Annotated in this window: 12 protein-coding genes; 6 read left to right on the top strand and 6 right to left on the bottom strand. The window is 54.1% G+C overall.

Annotated features, from left to right (window positions below):
* Positions 1-35 precede the first annotated feature (35 nt).
* Positions 36-458, bottom strand: coding sequence for a hypothetical protein (locus BM485_02990; protein OKY76232.1), 423 nt, complete (start codon positions 456-458; stop codon positions 36-38).
* Positions 459-587: 129 nt separating this feature from the next.
* On the opposite strand from BM485_02990, the gene BM485_02985 reads away from it, so the two are divergent.
* Positions 588-1,682, top strand: a complete 1,095-nt coding sequence (locus BM485_02985; GenBank protein ID OKY76231.1) for a 3-dehydroquinate synthase — start codon at positions 588-590, stop codon at positions 1,680-1,682.
* A 56-nt stretch (positions 1,683-1,738) separates the two neighbouring features.
* Here BM485_02985 and BM485_02980 read toward each other — a convergent pair whose 3' ends face one another.
* Complete coding sequence (locus BM485_02980; protein ID OKY76230.1) at positions 1,739-3,895, bottom strand: hypothetical protein; 2,157 nt, start codon at positions 3,893-3,895, stop codon at positions 1,739-1,741.
* A gap of 174 nt (positions 3,896-4,069) precedes the next feature.
* On the opposite strand from BM485_02980, the gene BM485_02975 reads away from it, so the two are divergent.
* Positions 4,070-6,667: a hypothetical protein gene (locus BM485_02975; GenBank protein OKY76229.1), complete on the top strand. Its 2,598-nt coding sequence runs from the start codon at positions 4,070-4,072 to the stop codon at positions 6,665-6,667.
* Positions 6,668-6,724: 57 nt separating this feature from the next.
* Here BM485_02975 and BM485_02970 read toward each other — a convergent pair whose 3' ends face one another.
* The 3 genes from BM485_02970 to BM485_02960 all read right to left on the bottom strand — a co-directional run bounded on the left by BM485_02970 (position 6,725) and on the right by BM485_02960 (position 10,677).
* Entirely contained in the window at positions 6,725-8,008 is a 1,284-nt protein-coding gene (locus BM485_02970) for a hypothetical protein (GenBank protein OKY76228.1), read from the bottom strand.
* An 80-nt stretch (positions 8,009-8,088) separates the two neighbouring features.
* Positions 8,089-8,859, bottom strand: a complete 771-nt coding sequence (locus BM485_02965) for a hypothetical protein (GenBank protein OKY76227.1) — start codon at positions 8,857-8,859, stop codon at positions 8,089-8,091.
* 87 nt (positions 8,860-8,946) lie between these two features.
* Positions 8,947-10,677, bottom strand: a complete 1,731-nt coding sequence (locus BM485_02960; protein ID OKY76226.1) for a pyridine nucleotide-disulfide oxidoreductase — start codon at positions 10,675-10,677, stop codon at positions 8,947-8,949.
* A gap of 251 nt (positions 10,678-10,928) precedes the next feature.
* Here BM485_02960 and BM485_02955 point away from each other — a divergent pair, with 251 nt between their 5' ends.
* The 3 genes from BM485_02955 (at position 10,929) to BM485_02945 (ending at position 13,015) form a co-directional block, all read left to right on the top strand.
* Positions 10,929-11,345 (top strand): hypothetical protein, encoded by a 417-nt coding sequence (locus tag BM485_02955; protein OKY76225.1) that lies wholly within the window; start codon positions 10,929-10,931, stop codon positions 11,343-11,345.
* Positions 11,346-11,412: 67 nt separating this feature from the next.
* Positions 11,413-12,399 carry an arsenite transporter gene (locus tag BM485_02950; GenBank protein OKY76224.1) on the top strand — a complete coding sequence of 329 codons (987 nt, stop codon included), beginning with the start codon at positions 11,413-11,415 and terminating at the stop codon, positions 12,397-12,399.
* 220 nt (positions 12,400-12,619) lie between these two features.
* Complete coding sequence (locus tag BM485_02945) at positions 12,620-13,015, top strand: dinitrogenase iron-molybdenum cofactor biosynthesis protein (protein OKY76223.1); 396 nt, start codon at positions 12,620-12,622, stop codon at positions 13,013-13,015.
* A gap of 34 nt (positions 13,016-13,049) precedes the next feature.
* Here the strand turns inward: BM485_02945 and BM485_02940 are convergent, their stop codons facing one another.
* Entirely contained in the window at positions 13,050-13,349 is a 300-nt protein-coding gene (locus BM485_02940; GenBank protein ID OKY76596.1) for a DNA-binding protein, read from the bottom strand.
* A gap of 545 nt (positions 13,350-13,894) precedes the next feature.
* Between BM485_02940 and BM485_02935 the strand changes: the two genes are divergently transcribed.
* Complete coding sequence (locus tag BM485_02935) at positions 13,895-15,175, top strand: sulfite reductase, dissimilatory-type subunit alpha (GenBank protein OKY76222.1); 1,281 nt, start codon at positions 13,895-13,897, stop codon at positions 15,173-15,175.
* The last annotated feature ends 18 nt before the right edge of the window (positions 15,176-15,193 follow it).

The following is a 15,193-nucleotide window of genomic DNA, read 5'->3' as shown; positions in this document are numbered from 1 at the left end:
TTTTCTTGTGGGATGGTCTTTTTATGCGAATTATTTCAACATTCTTCGGAAAGGGAAATGAGAGACCCATCCGATGAAAAGGTGATTTTTCCCTCCCGCGCCAGCCAGCCGATGGCGCAGTAAACCATGGCACTGGAGTTCTGCCGGTGCATAATGGTATGAACAAGTTGCTCTGTCCCCATTTCTCCTTTTTGGCAGAGGTAATCAAAGATTTCTCCTGCCAAAAAACCCATGGTTTCAGTAACGGCAATGCCGCCTTTTTCGGTAAAGGGGGATTTGATTTTTGTAGCTTTCCCCGTCATGCGGGAAACTGTTTCTCCGACCTTTTTCTTTATTTTTCTGCCGGTTTGTTCCGCCTGAAACGAGGAGCGGGCCAGAGCCTTGCCCACCTCCCGTCCTGCCTTGGTTAACTGATTGTCGTCGGTTTTTTTCTTTTCTGCTTCCTTTGATGCGCTCATGGTGCCTCCTCATGCGAAAAAAATATCAGATCCGTATCGTTTCTCTTGTAATAGTCTATTGGACCTGTTTCACTTGTCAAGCAAACTTACCATATCAGCCTGTAGAATGTATTCCGGAGTCGAAAAGAAATGAGTAATGAATCAAAAATAAAAAAAATAGATGTGGGGTTGGGCGACAGATCGTATCCGATTACGGTGAAAGAGGGATTGCTGGAGGAAATCGGCCACTTTCTCCGGCATCGGCCTTGCGGCAAACGATATGTGGTCATCACCGATGACCGGGTGGGGAAACTGTATGGCGAAAAACTGCTTCATTCCCTGCGGGCGCCTGGGTTGGCATGCGATATCGTCACATTTCCCCACGGCGAGGCCAACAAGAATCTTGCCACCATTACCATGCTCACCAGTTCCCTGGCCCGTATGGGCGTCGATCGCAAGGATTGTCTCATCGCCCTCGGCGGCGGGGTCACCGGCGACATAACCGGGTTTGTCGCCGCGATTTATATGCGTGGTATTGCCTTTGTCCAGGTGCCCACTACCTTGCTGTCCCAAGTGGACAGCTCGGTGGGTGGGAAAACCGGGGTTGATATTCCTGAGGGAAAAAACCTGGTGGGTGCGTTTTACCAGCCGAAAGCGGTTTATGTCGACAGCCGTGTGCTGCGCAGCCTGCCCTTTGAAGAGCTGTTGAACGGTCTGGCCGAGGTGATTAAGTACGGTGTCATTTATGACAGGGATTTTTTTCATTACCTGGATCGCCATCGGGATCGCATTCTTGCCCTTGACCTGCCGGTTCTCGAAGAGGTGATCATGCGCTGCTGCGCCATTAAGGCAGCCGTGGTTGCGGCTGATGAAAAGGAAGCGGATCTGCGGCGCATCCTGAATTACGGTCACACTCTTGGTCATGCCGTTGAGGCGGCGTCTGATTTCACCATTGCCCACGGCATGGCGGTGGCAATGGGAATGGTGGCGGTCAATAAGCTTGCCGTGGCCAAATCGCTGCTTTCCCGGGAGGAGGCTGATGAAATCCGCGCGCTGCTTGCGGGCTTTCGACTGCCGGTGGCGATTCCCGGCGGGCTGGATAAGGAATTGATGAAATCGTTTTTGAAAACAGATAAAAAGTCGGTATCCGGCAAACCTTTTTTTGTCCTGCCCACCTGCATAGGCAAAGTTACAATAACCGATGATGTGCCGGATGAATTGATTGATGCGGCATTGTCGTCATGATTGATCGTCACGCGAGCATCCGGCAATGATACGATTTGTGTCAGTGGTGAGCGGCCTTATACCGCGCAACGGAAGCCGATAATATTGGACCAGGTATCTCTTTCCAGCAGCCGTGCGGCGCAGGTGATGCCCTCCTTTGATGTCCAGCATCCTCCCTTGAGAATATAAATGGGGGACGTCGATCCAGGCCCCGATGCGGCAGGATGATGGAGCGTTGCCGTCCACTCAAAGATGTTGCCCAGCAGATCGTAAAGCCCAAAGGGACTCATTGACTGTTTGCCGTGGCGGATGACCGGTGTCGTGTCGCCGACAAGAGAAGATTCGATGTTTGCCATGCCGTTTCGCCATTCGTTTCCCCAAGGGAAAAGCAGCCCCTCCGTGCCGCGTGCGGCAGCTTCCCATTCATCTTCCGTGGGCAGTCTTTTCCCCGCCCAGGAGGCAAAGGCCAGGGCGTCCCGGCGGCTGACCTGCACCACGGGATGATTCGCCTTGTTTTCCAGTGAGCTGTTCGGTCCGGCCGGATGCCGCCAATTGGCGCCCTGCACCCTTTGCGAGGACGAACCGCGACTGATGGCCACAACATGACGGCCGGTTTCAGGGTCGGTACGGCTGGTGATGCGGCCGCTGCAGACATTGCCGAATCCGGCCCGTTCCGCATCCGTTTCATAGCCGGTCTCGCGGACAAAGAAATCAAAGAGGTCATTGGTAACCGGCAGCTGACTGATGTAAAAACCGGCAAGCCGTACTTTGTCCGCGGCTCGCTCATTGGGGTTGGGATGGGGAGCGCCGATGATGTAATGGCCTGCCGGTATCTTGATAAACTTGGGCATGAAGCGCTCAAGGATCTGGGCGATATACTCATCGTGTGATTCCGCCAGGGTGTCTGGTGGGGCGGCCAGAGCCTCATCCGCATCGATGTAATGGCTCAAGTCAAGCGGGTGCCCAGTCTCGCGGGACTGCTGCGCAGTCTCTCCTTCTCCTCCGTGGCCATCTGAGCCCTTTTCCGTTGCTGTGAATTCTCCTCCGGCCGCGTCCAAATCCCCGCCCGGCGCGCCTGAATCCTGGTCGGTCTCTTCAAGGATGACCTCCTGGTCCAGCTCGACAATCTCGGTTTCCTCGTCGTCCTCCAGGGTTTCGGCTTCGGGTATGTCGCCGCCCGGCGCGCCTGTTTCGTCGTCGGTTTCTTCAAGGATAACCTCCTGGTCCAGCTCGACAATCTCGGTTTCCTCGTCGTCCTCCAGGGTTTCGGCTTCGGGTATGTCGCCGTCCTGCGCGCCTGATTCCTGGCCGGTTTCTTCAAGGATGACCTCCTGGTCCAGCTCGACAATCTCGGTTTCCTCGTCGTCCTCCAGAGTTTCAGCTTCGGGTATGCCGCCGTCCGCTGTTCCTGTTTCCTGGTCGGTCTCCTCAAGTATGACCTCCTGGTCCAGTTCGATAATTTCCGTTTCGTCGTCTTCCAGGATTTCAGCTTCGGCAACTTCTTCCTCGTCGGAAATGATAGTCTGCGATACCTCCTCCGCTGTATGTTCGTTCGTGGTGCCGGTGATCGCATCAGCCGTTTCTGTAATAAATTCTTCTCGTATTTCGAAATCTTCGTCTTCGCCGATTTCCACCTCTTCAATTTCAATCGGTTCCTGTGTGTTCGAAGATGCCTCGACGCCATCGTTTCTTTCTCCGGCTCCTGTTCCTGCGCCCTGTTCCGTCAGTCCCGCGGTTTGTGCGACCATCTTTTTGGTTATATCCAGCTCATGCAAAAGCTGGGCGGCCGTCTCCCGTGGATTTTCCGTCTGCAGGGCGTGGGTCAGGAGTTCACGGAATGCCGCAACCAGGTCCTGCGTCGTCATTGACCTGCTGAGGCCGAGTTGCTGCAGGATCGAATCCTTGTGTTCATCTGAGATGGCAAAGATGTTGTCCCGGTTGAGAATGATTCCTTCCGGGTTTTTTCCTTCCAGGGCAAGCTCTTTCAGTGTTTTGTTGAGCGCGGATTTGAGGCTGGAGAGATTTTTCTTTTTTTGCCGGATCTGTTCCGGATCCACTGTTTCCCATAAAGCGTGAATGATTTCCGCCGGGTCAATGGATTCTCGTGTCTGCAGGCTTTCATCATCAGTGAAATGGGAACGAATCAGTTCGATGAGACGCCCTTTAAGGGTGTCAGGGTTGATATTAAGCTGGGAAATGGCTTCATCGATGCCGCTTAGGGTGAGAAATGCCATGTCTGTTCTCTGCGCCGTGTCTTGGCTGAAAATTGGCTGGTGGTTGTAACTACCTCTTTTTTTTCAGAATACAGAAGGGAACGGAAAAAATCTATATTTTGCTTTTTTGCAATTCAATCGCTACAATACAATTCGTACTTGTTATTATTCTTTTCTCAAGCAGGAGAAGCGTGCATGGCATCATTGGTGATTGTTGATTCGGAAGCAAAGGCGAAATCCTTACATGATCAAACAGGCGGGGACTATGATGTCTTGCTTTTGCGCGCCATGCCGATGAAGGTGACTCATAATCCGAAAGAACCGAAGCTCTATAGCGGCACGGTCGGGTTTCAGTTTGCTCCGGCCGATGACGCAAAGGAATTTGCCAAAAATCTGCTGACCAATCTGCAGAAAGATATCTATCTCGCGCTGGACGGCGAAGAACGAGGGGAGTTGTGGAGCTGGGTGGTGGGGAAATTTCTTTTCGCCGCGACCAAAGGACGGAAGTCCGCTCGTAGAATTCATGTTTCCGGCTTTGCCGAACAGGAGCTGGCCGCTTCTTTTCATATGGTGGAACCGGTTGATGACGGCAAGGCCGCCGCACTGTATATTCGGTCGCTTTTCAACGGTTGTCTCATCCGGCATATCAATCGGCTGCTCGGTACCGCCAGCGGTCCCGGCGGGATCTTGCTTAATTTTTCTTTTTTGACGTCTTTGTTTCTTTTGGAAGATCGGCAGGCTGAAATTGCCTCTTTTGCCGGCCCGGCAAAATGGCGGATCAATGTTCGTTTGTCCGGTCCCAGGGGTGATTTCCCGGCACATGTGCAAGAGGCCTATGGAATTACCGACGACGGCTTTTTCAGGGATGCCGCCGCGGCGAAAAAGGCGGTGGCGCTTTTTGAGAACCAGCCCTGCCTGGTGAAAAAAATCGAGGAAACGGAATTCGTCATTGAACCGCCCATGCCCTATAGCCTGGCGGAATTGCTGCATGACGGCGTCACCCTGCTCGGCATGGGACCTGCCGCGGTAGTTCGGAGCGTGCACAAGTTTTACGGCGGCGCGGAAATCAACGGCAGGCATACAGGCCTGACGACGACCCCTTTTGTCCGTTCTTCGATGGATCATGAGAGAACCATGGCGCGGATCAGATTAGAAGTGGTCGCCTGCTACGGGGAGGAGGAGCTGGTGGCGCGCGGGGTCGAGGGAAGGGTGATTCTCCCTCTTCTGCCCGGTCTTGCCGGCAGCGAGTTGCCGGATTTTTTTTCCGAGCAGGAAAAAAATCTTTATGAGTTGATCCGTTGCCGCGCCCTGGCCGGCCAGATGGATGCTGCCCGCGGCCTTCATCTGCTGGTGGAGTGCGGCAGCGGCGGCTGCCTCTTCCACGGCAGAGGCCCGATTCTGCATGAGAAAGGCTTTTTGCAGGTTTTTCAGGGCGGCTATGATCCGAATCTGCTGCGGGAAAGTCCGCTGGCGGATTTGGCGGAGGGCCGGCAAATCCGGGTGGAGCAAGTTATTCCGGAACAGGCGTCAAGCGTGGCGCTGGAATACTATACCTTTGAAACCCTTTTTGATGATCTGCGCGATTTTTCCCTGCCGGCCGAAACATCAATGGTCATAATGATGCAGCAGATGCTCGATAAAGGCTATCTGGCCATTGATGCCAACGGCTCTTTTCACCTGGAGGAGAACGGCGGCAAGGTTGTTGCCATTTTGAACCGCGCTTTCCCGGCCATGAAGGGAATCAATCTGTCCGCTTACTTTGAGCAGACGGTCAATGAGGTCATAAGCGGTCGCAAACCGCTTGATTTTGCCTTGAAACAGTTTGACCAGAATTTTGTCATGCATGGCGTGCCGCTGGTCAAGGTTCAGGTGCCGAGGACGGTGTCGTTGCAGCAGCAGCGTTCCAAAAAGATCATTAAGCTTTCCGGCCAGACTGAAGCCGGACTCGGAGAGGGTGCGATTGAAGAACAGGTTCCGGAGAAGGGATCTCCGGTCCTGTCAGCGGATGCCGACGTTTGCGAACCGCTTCCGGAGGCAGGGGAAAAAGAGCGGTCCGACCTTGACGCGCAGCCGGAAGAGGAAGGGGAAAGCGCCGCGGCAGCCATCATTGCGTCCGAGGTGTTGCCTGCACCGGAGTCGGGTGAGGAGATGGAGACGGTCGGCGGGCCGCCGGACGAGACGAAAGAGCTGGAGCCGGAGGAGCACGAATCGTTGTTCACCGCGCCGTCGACCGAAGCCCCTGCGGTCGGGCAAAGAGTGATGGAGCCCGTGGCCGCGGGAGAAAAAGGGGAAAAATCATGCCCTGCCTGCGGGCGGCAGCTGGTGTTGAAAAGCGATCGATTCGGGCAATACTGGGCCTGCGCCGGTTATCCCGCCTGCCGTCATTCCGAAGCCTTTGCCCAGGCTGAGGAGGAGGGTGCTCTGCTTTGCCCGGTCTGCGGCAAGGAATCGGTTGGGGCCAAGCGGACGCCCACCGGTAAAAAGCTCTATGTGTGTTCAGCGGAGAACTGTGAGTTCATGGCCTGGTCCAAACCCTATGCGGTCGAGTGCCCCGGCTGCGGTTCGCCCTTTCTGGTGGAAAAAAAGACCGCGTCTGGTCTCACGGTGCTGCGCTGCCCCAAGGCGGGCTGCAGTTATTCCCAGCCCTTTGATAGTAAGGGAGGGAACGATGCGGCCGGCGAGGAATCGTTGCCGGAGAAAAAGAAAAAAATTCTCGTCCGCCGCAAAAAAGCAAGCACGCCGACGGGCGGCAGTACGAAAAAGAAGGTGGTTATTCGCCGGGTCAAACGATAGGGCAGCAATTGAAAATTGAGAATTGACAGGTAATAATGGCGGCAGATAACCTGCAATTCAGCATGCAACCGTCAACAGATAGAGATTGCCCCTGATCCATTCACCTTTTTCCTTGCGCAACCTGGCCGGACGGCAGCAATCAAAGTGGAATCCGCATTGCGCCGCCAGCTCCCTGACGTAGTTCTCCGCGTGGGCATAGCGCCCTGACTCCTGCAGGCGAAATCCTGCGTCGCAGGTCTCCGAGGAAAAAACAAAGCAGGCGCCGGGATGGGCCTTTTGCCGGACAAGATCGAACACCTGTCTCAGGTCGCCCAGGTAAACAAAGACGTCCGCCGCCAGGAAAAAATCATAGAGTTTATCCGTTTTCTTTAAAAAGGTGATGATGTCGCCTTGAACCACCTCGTCATAGGCCCCTTTTTCCCTGGCCTGGCGCAGCATGCCGGCTGACAGGTCAATGCCGGTGAAATGGCGCACCCGCTCTTTCAGGGCCAGTCCGGACAGTCCGGTACCGCATCCCATGTCCAGCCCCCGTGCAAATCGAATGTCGCCGCAGCGGCTGTCGAGCATGTCCCGCAGCTGTTTTTCAATGCTGCATTCGAGTTTTTCCGCCATTGTTTCGTCATAGCGCTCGGAAAACCGGTCAAAAAGTTCCCGGACGTAGGATAAAGGAGGGGCCTCAGGTGTTTCTCCGGCAAGGGCAGCGACCATGTGCAGGGCGGATTCATTGTCCGGGTCGAGTGCCAGGATGGCCTGGTAGGCGGCAAGGGCCTTTTCCCGGTGGCCGAGCAGGTGGAAAAGAGAAGCCAGGTGTTTGCGGGAAGGAAGATGGGCGGGTGAAAGTGCTGCCGCTTTTTCAAAAGAACTGATCGCCTCTTCCGCTTCATGCATGTCCCGCAGCAGCACGCCGAGGTTATAGTGGGCGTCAATATCGTCCGGATTGACGGCGAGCACCTGCTCATAGCAGCTTTTTGCCTCGCAGTAACGGCCCAGGCTTTTAAAGGTGAGGGCCAGATTGAAAAAAATATCGGGGTCGTCGGGCAGGAGTTGCGCCGCACGCTGGTAGGACGCCGCCGCCTCCGTCATCCGGCCCTCGGCATAGTGGAGGACGCCCAGGTTGTAATGGGCGCTGGCCAGATCGGGTTGAAGGTCCACGGCTTTTGAAAAATGGAAAATGGCGGGGGCGCTTTTTTCAAGTTGCCGGTAGAGCATTCCCACCAGAAAATGGACGCGGAAGTCGTCCAGGTCAAGTGTCAGCAGGGGCAGGCAGCAGGACAAGGCATCCTCGGTCCGACCTTGTTGCTGCAGCTCAAGCGCGGCCGCTATTTCGGCTTCAATGGGCATAATGCTGATACTCCTTCGTTCCGTCTCCAGGGAACGTTTGCAGTGGTAGTGATCGTGCGGTCTGGGCGGAAAGCTCCCTCTTACGACGAACGCAGACCTTGCATGTATTCGATAAGTTCCGAGGCCAGGTTTGTGTCGTCGATGAGCAGGGAAAACTCATGGTTGAAACTCATGGCCGAATGGGTCAGATTGTGGCTGCCGATAAAGCAATAGCGGCGGTCAATGACCACGATTTTTGCATGGGTGGTGTTTTTTGCCCCGTCAAAGGCGACGCTGATGCCGCTTTTGCGCAGGGCGCGCGCCACCTTCTGGTTTTCCTTGTTGATGGAGTCGTCATAATCGGAATTCTCCAGCAGGATATGGACTTCCACTCCTTTTTTTCGGGCCTTTTCCAGTTCCTTGACCAGCAGGGCCGGTTTGTTCTGCAACGAGGACGTGGTTTTGAACAGAAACATGGCCATGTCAATCGAATGGTCCGCCCGACGGATGAAGTCGACGAGGGTGTCGTAGTATTTTCCGTCCGGCAGCATGATGATGTCGCCGGCATGGGTGGTGATTTTTTTGTGGAAATCGGCAAGGGCGATTGGATCGGTTGCGGTGCCGCCGATCGCCAGGTAGGGCTTGATCGCATCAAGCGAATCAGGGCCGATGCCGGTTACCGCGAGAAGCTGGTCAAGGCTGGTGAACGGGCCGTGAAGGGTCCTGTATTTGATAATATCCCTGGCCCGGCTTTGCCCGATATAGGGCAGTTCCCGCAGTTGTTCCTGGGTGGCGGAATTGAGATCGATCCGGCCGGTCAGCCCGAGGGCGGTTTCCGACCGGATCATGCACAGGGATAAAATGACCAGCATGGCACATGTTGCCTGTGCCGCGATTTTCGGCATGATGAACCGGCAGCGTGAATCCGTCATGTCAATGTGCAATCCCTGGGTGAAATATTAAACCGCTTTTTTCGGCCACCATTCCACGCCGAGCCGGGAAATAATATTAAATCCGCCGCCCAGCACCAGGCTGTTGGTGCGTCCGAGGCTGTCGAGAAATACCTGGATCTCATAGGAGCGGGTGCCCGCATCGCAGATAATGAGCAGGGTTTTGTCCTTGGGCAGTTCGGCAACGCGTCGGCGCACCTCGGCATAGGGCATGCCGAGCCAGATGGGGCCGAATTTCTCGGCAAATGGTTCAACCTCCTTGGGGTGTCTGATGTCCAGGGCAAGCCAGTCGCCATGGGAGGCGGGATTGTCAATCCAGGCGAGAAAGTCGTTGACCGCGATATTGCGCTGGCGGCCGCAGGCCATGTTGTCCGCCACGTTGGCCGCGGCGTTCAGTGCGTCAATGGCAGTGGCAAAGGGTGGGGCATAGGCCATTTCCAGCAGGCTGAAATCATCGATGGTGCCCTCTTTGGAGATAAGGGCCGCCGCGGCATCGATGCGGGCCAGCACCGCGTCGTTCATGGGTCCGAAGGCCTGAACGCCGAGCACCCGGCGTGTTTTCCGGTCAAAGACCAGCTGCATGGGCATTTTGCTTTCCGTGGGGAAAAAGTGGGCCCGGTCGGACGGGGCGCTGATGGAGGCGTCGGCGTCAAACCCTTCGGCGCGGGCCGTTTCCAGGCTGAGTCCGGTGGCGCCGATGCAGCTTTCAAATGCCTTCATGACGAAACTGCCGACAACGCCGGGAAATGTCGAGGGAACACCGGCCAGATTGTCACCGACCACCCGGCCTTCTCGATTGGCCAGGGAACCCATGGGAGCGAAAAATTTCTTGCCGGTGATGAGATTGATGGTCTCAATGCAGTCGCCGGCGGCATAAATATTGGGGTCCGAGGTCTGCAACCGGTTGTTGACCACGATTCCCAGGGGTGAAACCAAGAGTCCGGCGTCGCGGGCCAGATCGGTCCGGGGCCGGACACCGGCCGCCATGATGACGATGTCGGTATCAATGGTCCGTTTTGCGGTCACCACGCGGCAGGCCTTGCCGTTTTCGTCGGCTTCGATGGCCTGGGCGCCTTCCCCGGTATAAATGGCAACTCCGTGCCGGCGCATATGGTTCTGCAGCATGGCGGCAAAGGGGGCGTCAATGATGCGGGGCAGAACCTGGGGCATGAATTCGATCAGCGAGGTCTCGACACCCCAGAGGTCGCAAAAGGCCTCCGCCATTTCAAGGCCGATGGCGCCGCCGCCGATGATGACCGCTTTGCCGATCATTCCCTTGGCCAGCCGTTCCTTGATGGCAATGGCCTTGTGCAGGTCGCTGATGGTGTAAACCCCGTCCAGATCAGCGCCGGGGATGGGCAGGACAAAGGGCCGGCTGCCGGTGGCGATCACCAGGTTGTCGTAGGGGATCGCTTCTTTGTTGCCGCTGTCGAGATTTTGCACCTCAACGCATTTTTTTTGTCGGTCAATGGCCAGCGCCCGGGTACGGGTGCGAACCATGACGCCCTTGGCATTTTCGAAAAACGCGACGTCGCGGGTCATGTGAAAGCTTGTTTTGCGCAACTGGTCTTCGTCGTTGACGTCGCCGGAGACGTAATAGGGGATACCGCAGCCGCCATAGGAAATGAGGCTGTCCTGGTCAAGAATTGTGATTTCCGCATCCGGCATAAGCCGTTTCGCGTGACAGGCGGACTTTGGCCCGGCGGCGACAGCGCCGATGATGACAATTTTTTTTCCCATTTTTTTTCTCCGTTTTTCTTTGTGCTTCAGTGCTTCCGGGAGCTGTTTCGTTTGTTGAACAGATGCATGAATGATTTTTATAGTACGAAAAACAAGTAGTGTCAATTTGCATAATTGAAATTTTAGAAAATGCTTAAGCTTCCCCTTGACAATCCTTTTTCACCGCCGTATATATGAGCATATGCACATAATAATTTCAAGCGGCATTTTGTGTTTTCATAAATTTTAAGGAAAGGAATGGAGGAGTGGCTATGAACAGGAATGAAGATCTCTATGTAACCGAAAGCGCGAAGAGTGTAAGCCGTTTTGTTGCCGACTTCGCCGCCATTGTCAAGGCCAATGGATTTGTGGTGAATAATCTTGACACCATGGATATGAAAAAAACTTTCCGGGAGCATGGTGGTGAGGTTCCGGAAGACTTTGATCTGCATATGATCCAGGTCTGCAAGCCCACGAAGGCGGACAAGAGTTTGAGCGGTAATCCGGAGCGTGCCATTCTGATGCCTAAATTTGTCCATGTTTTTTCCAAAAACAACAAAACCCAGATCCGTTATCTCAGTTTCAGTGCCGGGGATATTGCAGCTCTGGTCCCTGATGACCCGAAATTTCCTGAATCCCTGGCCCAGACTTTTGCCAAGATACGCTCGATGATCGACGAGGCAAAGTAGGGCTGTCTAAAAAAACAATGCGAGATTGATATGCTCTGCGCTTGGTTCATTTTCGAGGAGGCATGCAATGTTTAATTTTTTGAAATTTCTGCAAAAAAATCTTGTTTATACTATTCCTGTTTCCATGATCTGCGGGCTTGTCGGCGGCGGGTATCTTTTTGACGCCAAACCTTTGAAGCAGCTCATTATTCCCATTACCTTCGTCATGGTCTATCCCATGATGGTGACCCTTAACGTCAAATCGATTTTCCAGGGCAAGGATACGAAGTTGCAGCTCACCACGCAGCTCATTAATTTTATTCTTGTCCCAATCATCGTCTTTGCCCTCGGCAAAATTTTCTTTGCCGGCGAAGCGGAAAAATATGGTCTGTGGGCGGTTGGTCTGTTTCTGATCGGGGTTCTGCCCGCCTCGGGGATGACCATATCCTGGACCGGATTTGCCAAGGGGAACAAAGAGGCGGCCACCAAGATGCTCGTCTTCGGACTCCTCATCGGCGCCATGGCTGCCCCGGTTTATACCAAGGTGTTCATGGGGGCCACCGTTGATGTGGATATGATGTTTATGTTTCAGGAGATCTGCATCTTCGTTTTTGTGCCGTTGGTCGCCGGGATTCTTACCCAGAATTATCTGGTCAAAAAACATGGCAAGAAGGCCTGGATGGAGATTTATAAGCCGAAATTTCCGCCCATCTCCGCCTTGGGAGTTACGATGATAGCTTTTGTGGCCATGTCCCTCAAGGCAAAAAATATCATCGCCAATCCCGCTGACATCATGGTGATTCTGGTTCCGCTGATTATTTTTTATCTTCTCTCGTATATTATGTTGACCGTGATAGGCAAGATGATGTTTTCCCGCGATGATGCCATTGCCATGGTGTTCGGCGTGGTAATGCGCGATCTGTCCATTGCCTTGGCCATTGCCATGACTGCCTTCAAGGAACAGGGTATGACCATTGCACTGCTGATTGCCCTTGCTTATGTCATTCAGATACAGTCCGCTGCCTGGTATATCAAGCTGGTGCCGAGAATTTTTGGTCCGGCCACAGTTGAGTAAAGGGTGCATGGTGAAGATTTTCAAGGCGATTTTCAAGGTTGCGGAGGAATGTGGTGTCCGGTGTCTGGAACACCCGGCGCGACGATGACGTCCTGCCGCTGTGGCGGGGCGGCTTGGTGCTTCCTGTATTATTCAGGTGCGGTCCGCTGCCTGGTATGTCAAATTCACTGATAAAATTTTCGGTCCGCCTCCCGAAGAGGCGTGATGAAAGGAGAACAACATGAAAACATTAAAACTTGCCGTGCCGACGAACAGTCCCGGTGGCATCAAGGCCACCCGTTCCGATCATTTCGGTCACTGTGACCTCTTCACCGTCATTGATATTGAGGAAGGAAAAATCGCCAAAATTGAGACCCTTGAGAATGTGGCCCATGAGGCGGGAGGCTGCATGGTGCCGGTCAAACTGCTCAAGGAGCGCAATGTCGACGCCCTGGTGGTGGGCGGCATGGGTGCCCGGCCCCTGATAGGTTTTAATGAGGTGGGGATTGATGTTTATTTCGCCCAGCGGGATGACTACCAGGACGTGGAAGCGGTCATTGCCGGCTTTCTGCAGGACAGATTTCCGATGATGCAGCCCCAGCACACCTGTCAGGGCGGGGGTGACTGCCATCATTGATAAAAGGCATGGAGGGCGTACCGGCTGATTTCTTTCAGCTGTCCTCTGTCGCATCCAGGTCCGGGGCCTTGGGGTGGAACGGCTTTATTTCAGGGAAATCACCCTGGAAAACAAGAGCCGCGCCGGTCACCAGGGCCTCTGCCGTTTTTTTTCGGGCAGTGGTCAGGATACGCTGCACCGTTCCTCTGGATATTCCCATCCGCTTTCCCGCTTCCTCCTGGGTCATACCTTCCATATCGCAGAGTTTCAGTGTTTCCAGTTCATCGCGCAGCAGATCAATCTTGCGCAATTTCGGCATGGGGGTGCCGGTCGGTTTGAAAGCCCGGCCGCACATGCCGCCTTCACAGAGTCGAGTTTTTTTCGGTCGTGGCACTTTTCTTTCTTCTTCCTGATGGTTTCGATGAATGAGCCTGCATTTTCCATTTAACCATGGAAAGCAAAAAAAATGTGCAAAAAAAGAGAAACATTTTCGTGGGAATTGGGTTGTCGCGATCTTTTTTTTGATGAAAAAAAGATCGCGGATGCTCGGCAAATCGGAGCGAAAAATGGGAAAAGCTCGAAGCCTGTGTTCCGAGTCTGCGGGAACAAGGAGAGGAAAGCGAATGCGTGTGCTATCGTGTTGATTTATCATTGTGTTATGACAAACGAAAAACGATTTTGACGATTCCGTGATTTTCATTTTTAAAGATAAAGATTTTTTGTTGACAAAACGATGTGAGATGGATAAGTTCGTCAAAACTGAATTACTATTCAGTATTGTGTTTGTTCATTCCGAGGCGGAAAGTGAGCGTATTTAGGCGCGTCATGATGGGAATAGCTGACGGGTGAGCAGGTTATTGGCTTACATATTTTAACAGATCCTTAGGAGGAAACGAGAAAATGCCAAAGCATGATACGCCCTTATTGGACGAACTCGAAAAAGGACCTTGGCCGAGCTTTGTATCAGATCTCAAACGTCAGGCCGAGACCAAACCGGAGTGTTTCGACATTCTGGGTCAGGTAGAGTTGTCTTACAAAGACCGGATTACCCACTGGAAGCATGGTGGTATCGTCGGTGTATTCGGGTACGGCGGTGGTATCGTCGGCCGCTACTCCGACGTGCCGAAGCAGTTCCCCGGCGTCGCCCATTTCCACACCGTCCGTATCGCTCAGCCGTCCGGTATGTATTACAGCACGGAAAAACTGCGCGCAATCTGTGATCTGTGGCAGAAATACGGATCAGGTATGACCAACATGCACGGTTCAACCGGTGACATGGTACTTCTGGGTACCACCACCCCGAATCTGGAGCCCCTGTTCTACGAGCTGACCCATGATCTGAATCAGGATCTCGGCGGTTCCGGCTCCAACTTGCGTACTCCGGCTTGCTGTCTCGGTAAATCCCGCTGCGAGTGGGCATGCTATGATACCCAGGCCCTGTGCCACTTCCTGACCAATCATTATCAGGATGAGATTCACCGCCCGGCATTCCCGTATAAATTTAAATTCAAATTTTCCGGCTGCCCCAATGACTGCGTTGCCGCCATCGCCCGTTCCGACTTTGCCGTTATCGGCACCTGGCGTGATGACATCCGCATCGATCAGGCTGCGGTCAAAGGTTACATCAAGGGTGAATACCCCTCCAACGGCGGCGCCCATGCCGGTCGCGACTGGGGTAAGTTCGATATTCAGAAAGAGGTCATCGACCTGTGCCCCACCGGCTGTATGTGGATGGAAGGCGATACCCTGAAGATCGATAATAAAGAGTGTACCCGCTGCATGCACTGCATCAACGTCATGCCGCGCGCCCTTCGTCCCGGCCTGGAGCAGGGTGCGACCATCTGTATCGGCGCCAAGGCTCCGATTCTGGACGGCGCCCAGTTCGCCACCATGACTTTCCCCTTTGTCAACATCGATGCTGAGAGTGAATACGAAGAGGTTGTCGAGAAGATCGAGAAGATCTGGGATTGGTGGATGGAAGTCGGCAAGAACCGCGAGCGTGTCGGTGAGACCATGCAGCGCGTTGGATTGCCCACCTTCCTGAAGGTCATGGAAGTTGAGCCGATTCCGCAGCATGTGAGAGAGCCCCGCTCCAACCCCTATATCTTCTGGGAAGAAAGTGAGGTTGAAGGCGGTTGGGAGCGCGACATCCGAGAGTTCCGCGCTCGTCACGCTCAATAAGCGTTGCTCGTTCCTGCG

This window comes from Desulfobulbaceae bacterium DB1 (assembly GCA_001914235.1).
Classification (GTDB): domain Bacteria; phylum Desulfobacterota; class Desulfobulbia; order Desulfobulbales; family SURF-16; genus DB1.
Note: the sequence above shows the minus strand (reverse complement) of the source record. Positions and strands in the feature narration are given on the sequence as shown.

Bases quoted from the DNA above. Each gene is read 5' to 3' on its own strand.
- BM485_02990 (OKY76232.1), bottom strand. From the start codon at position 458: ATGAGCGCATCAAAGGAAGCAGAAAAGAAAAAAACCGACGACAATCAG.
- BM485_02985 (OKY76231.1), top strand. From the start codon at position 588: ATGAGTAATGAATCAAAAATAAAAAAAATAGATGTGGGGTTGGGCGAC.
- BM485_02980 (OKY76230.1), bottom strand. From the start codon at position 3,895: ATGGCATTTCTCACCCTAAGCGGCATCGATGAAGCCATTTCCCAGCTT.
- BM485_02975 (OKY76229.1), top strand. From the start codon at position 4,070: ATGGCATCATTGGTGATTGTTGATTCGGAAGCAAAGGCGAAATCCTTA.
- BM485_02970 (OKY76228.1), bottom strand. From the start codon at position 8,008: ATGCCCATTGAAGCCGAAATAGCGGCCGCGCTTGAGCTGCAGCAACAA.
- BM485_02965 (OKY76227.1), bottom strand. From the start codon at position 8,859: ATGCTGGTCATTTTATCCCTGTGCATGATCCGGTCGGAAACCGCCCTC.
- BM485_02960 (OKY76226.1), bottom strand. From the start codon at position 10,677: ATGGGAAAAAAAATTGTCATCATCGGCGCTGTCGCCGCCGGGCCAAAG.
- BM485_02955 (OKY76225.1), top strand. From the start codon at position 10,929: ATGAACAGGAATGAAGATCTCTATGTAACCGAAAGCGCGAAGAGTGTA.
- BM485_02950 (OKY76224.1), top strand. From the start codon at position 11,413: ATGTTTAATTTTTTGAAATTTCTGCAAAAAAATCTTGTTTATACTATT.
- BM485_02945 (OKY76223.1), top strand. From the start codon at position 12,620: ATGAAAACATTAAAACTTGCCGTGCCGACGAACAGTCCCGGTGGCATC.
- BM485_02940 (OKY76596.1), bottom strand. From the start codon at position 13,349: ATGTGCGGCCGGGCTTTCAAACCGACCGGCACCCCCATGCCGAAATTG.
- BM485_02935 (OKY76222.1), top strand. From the start codon at position 13,895: ATGCCAAAGCATGATACGCCCTTATTGGACGAACTCGAAAAAGGACCT.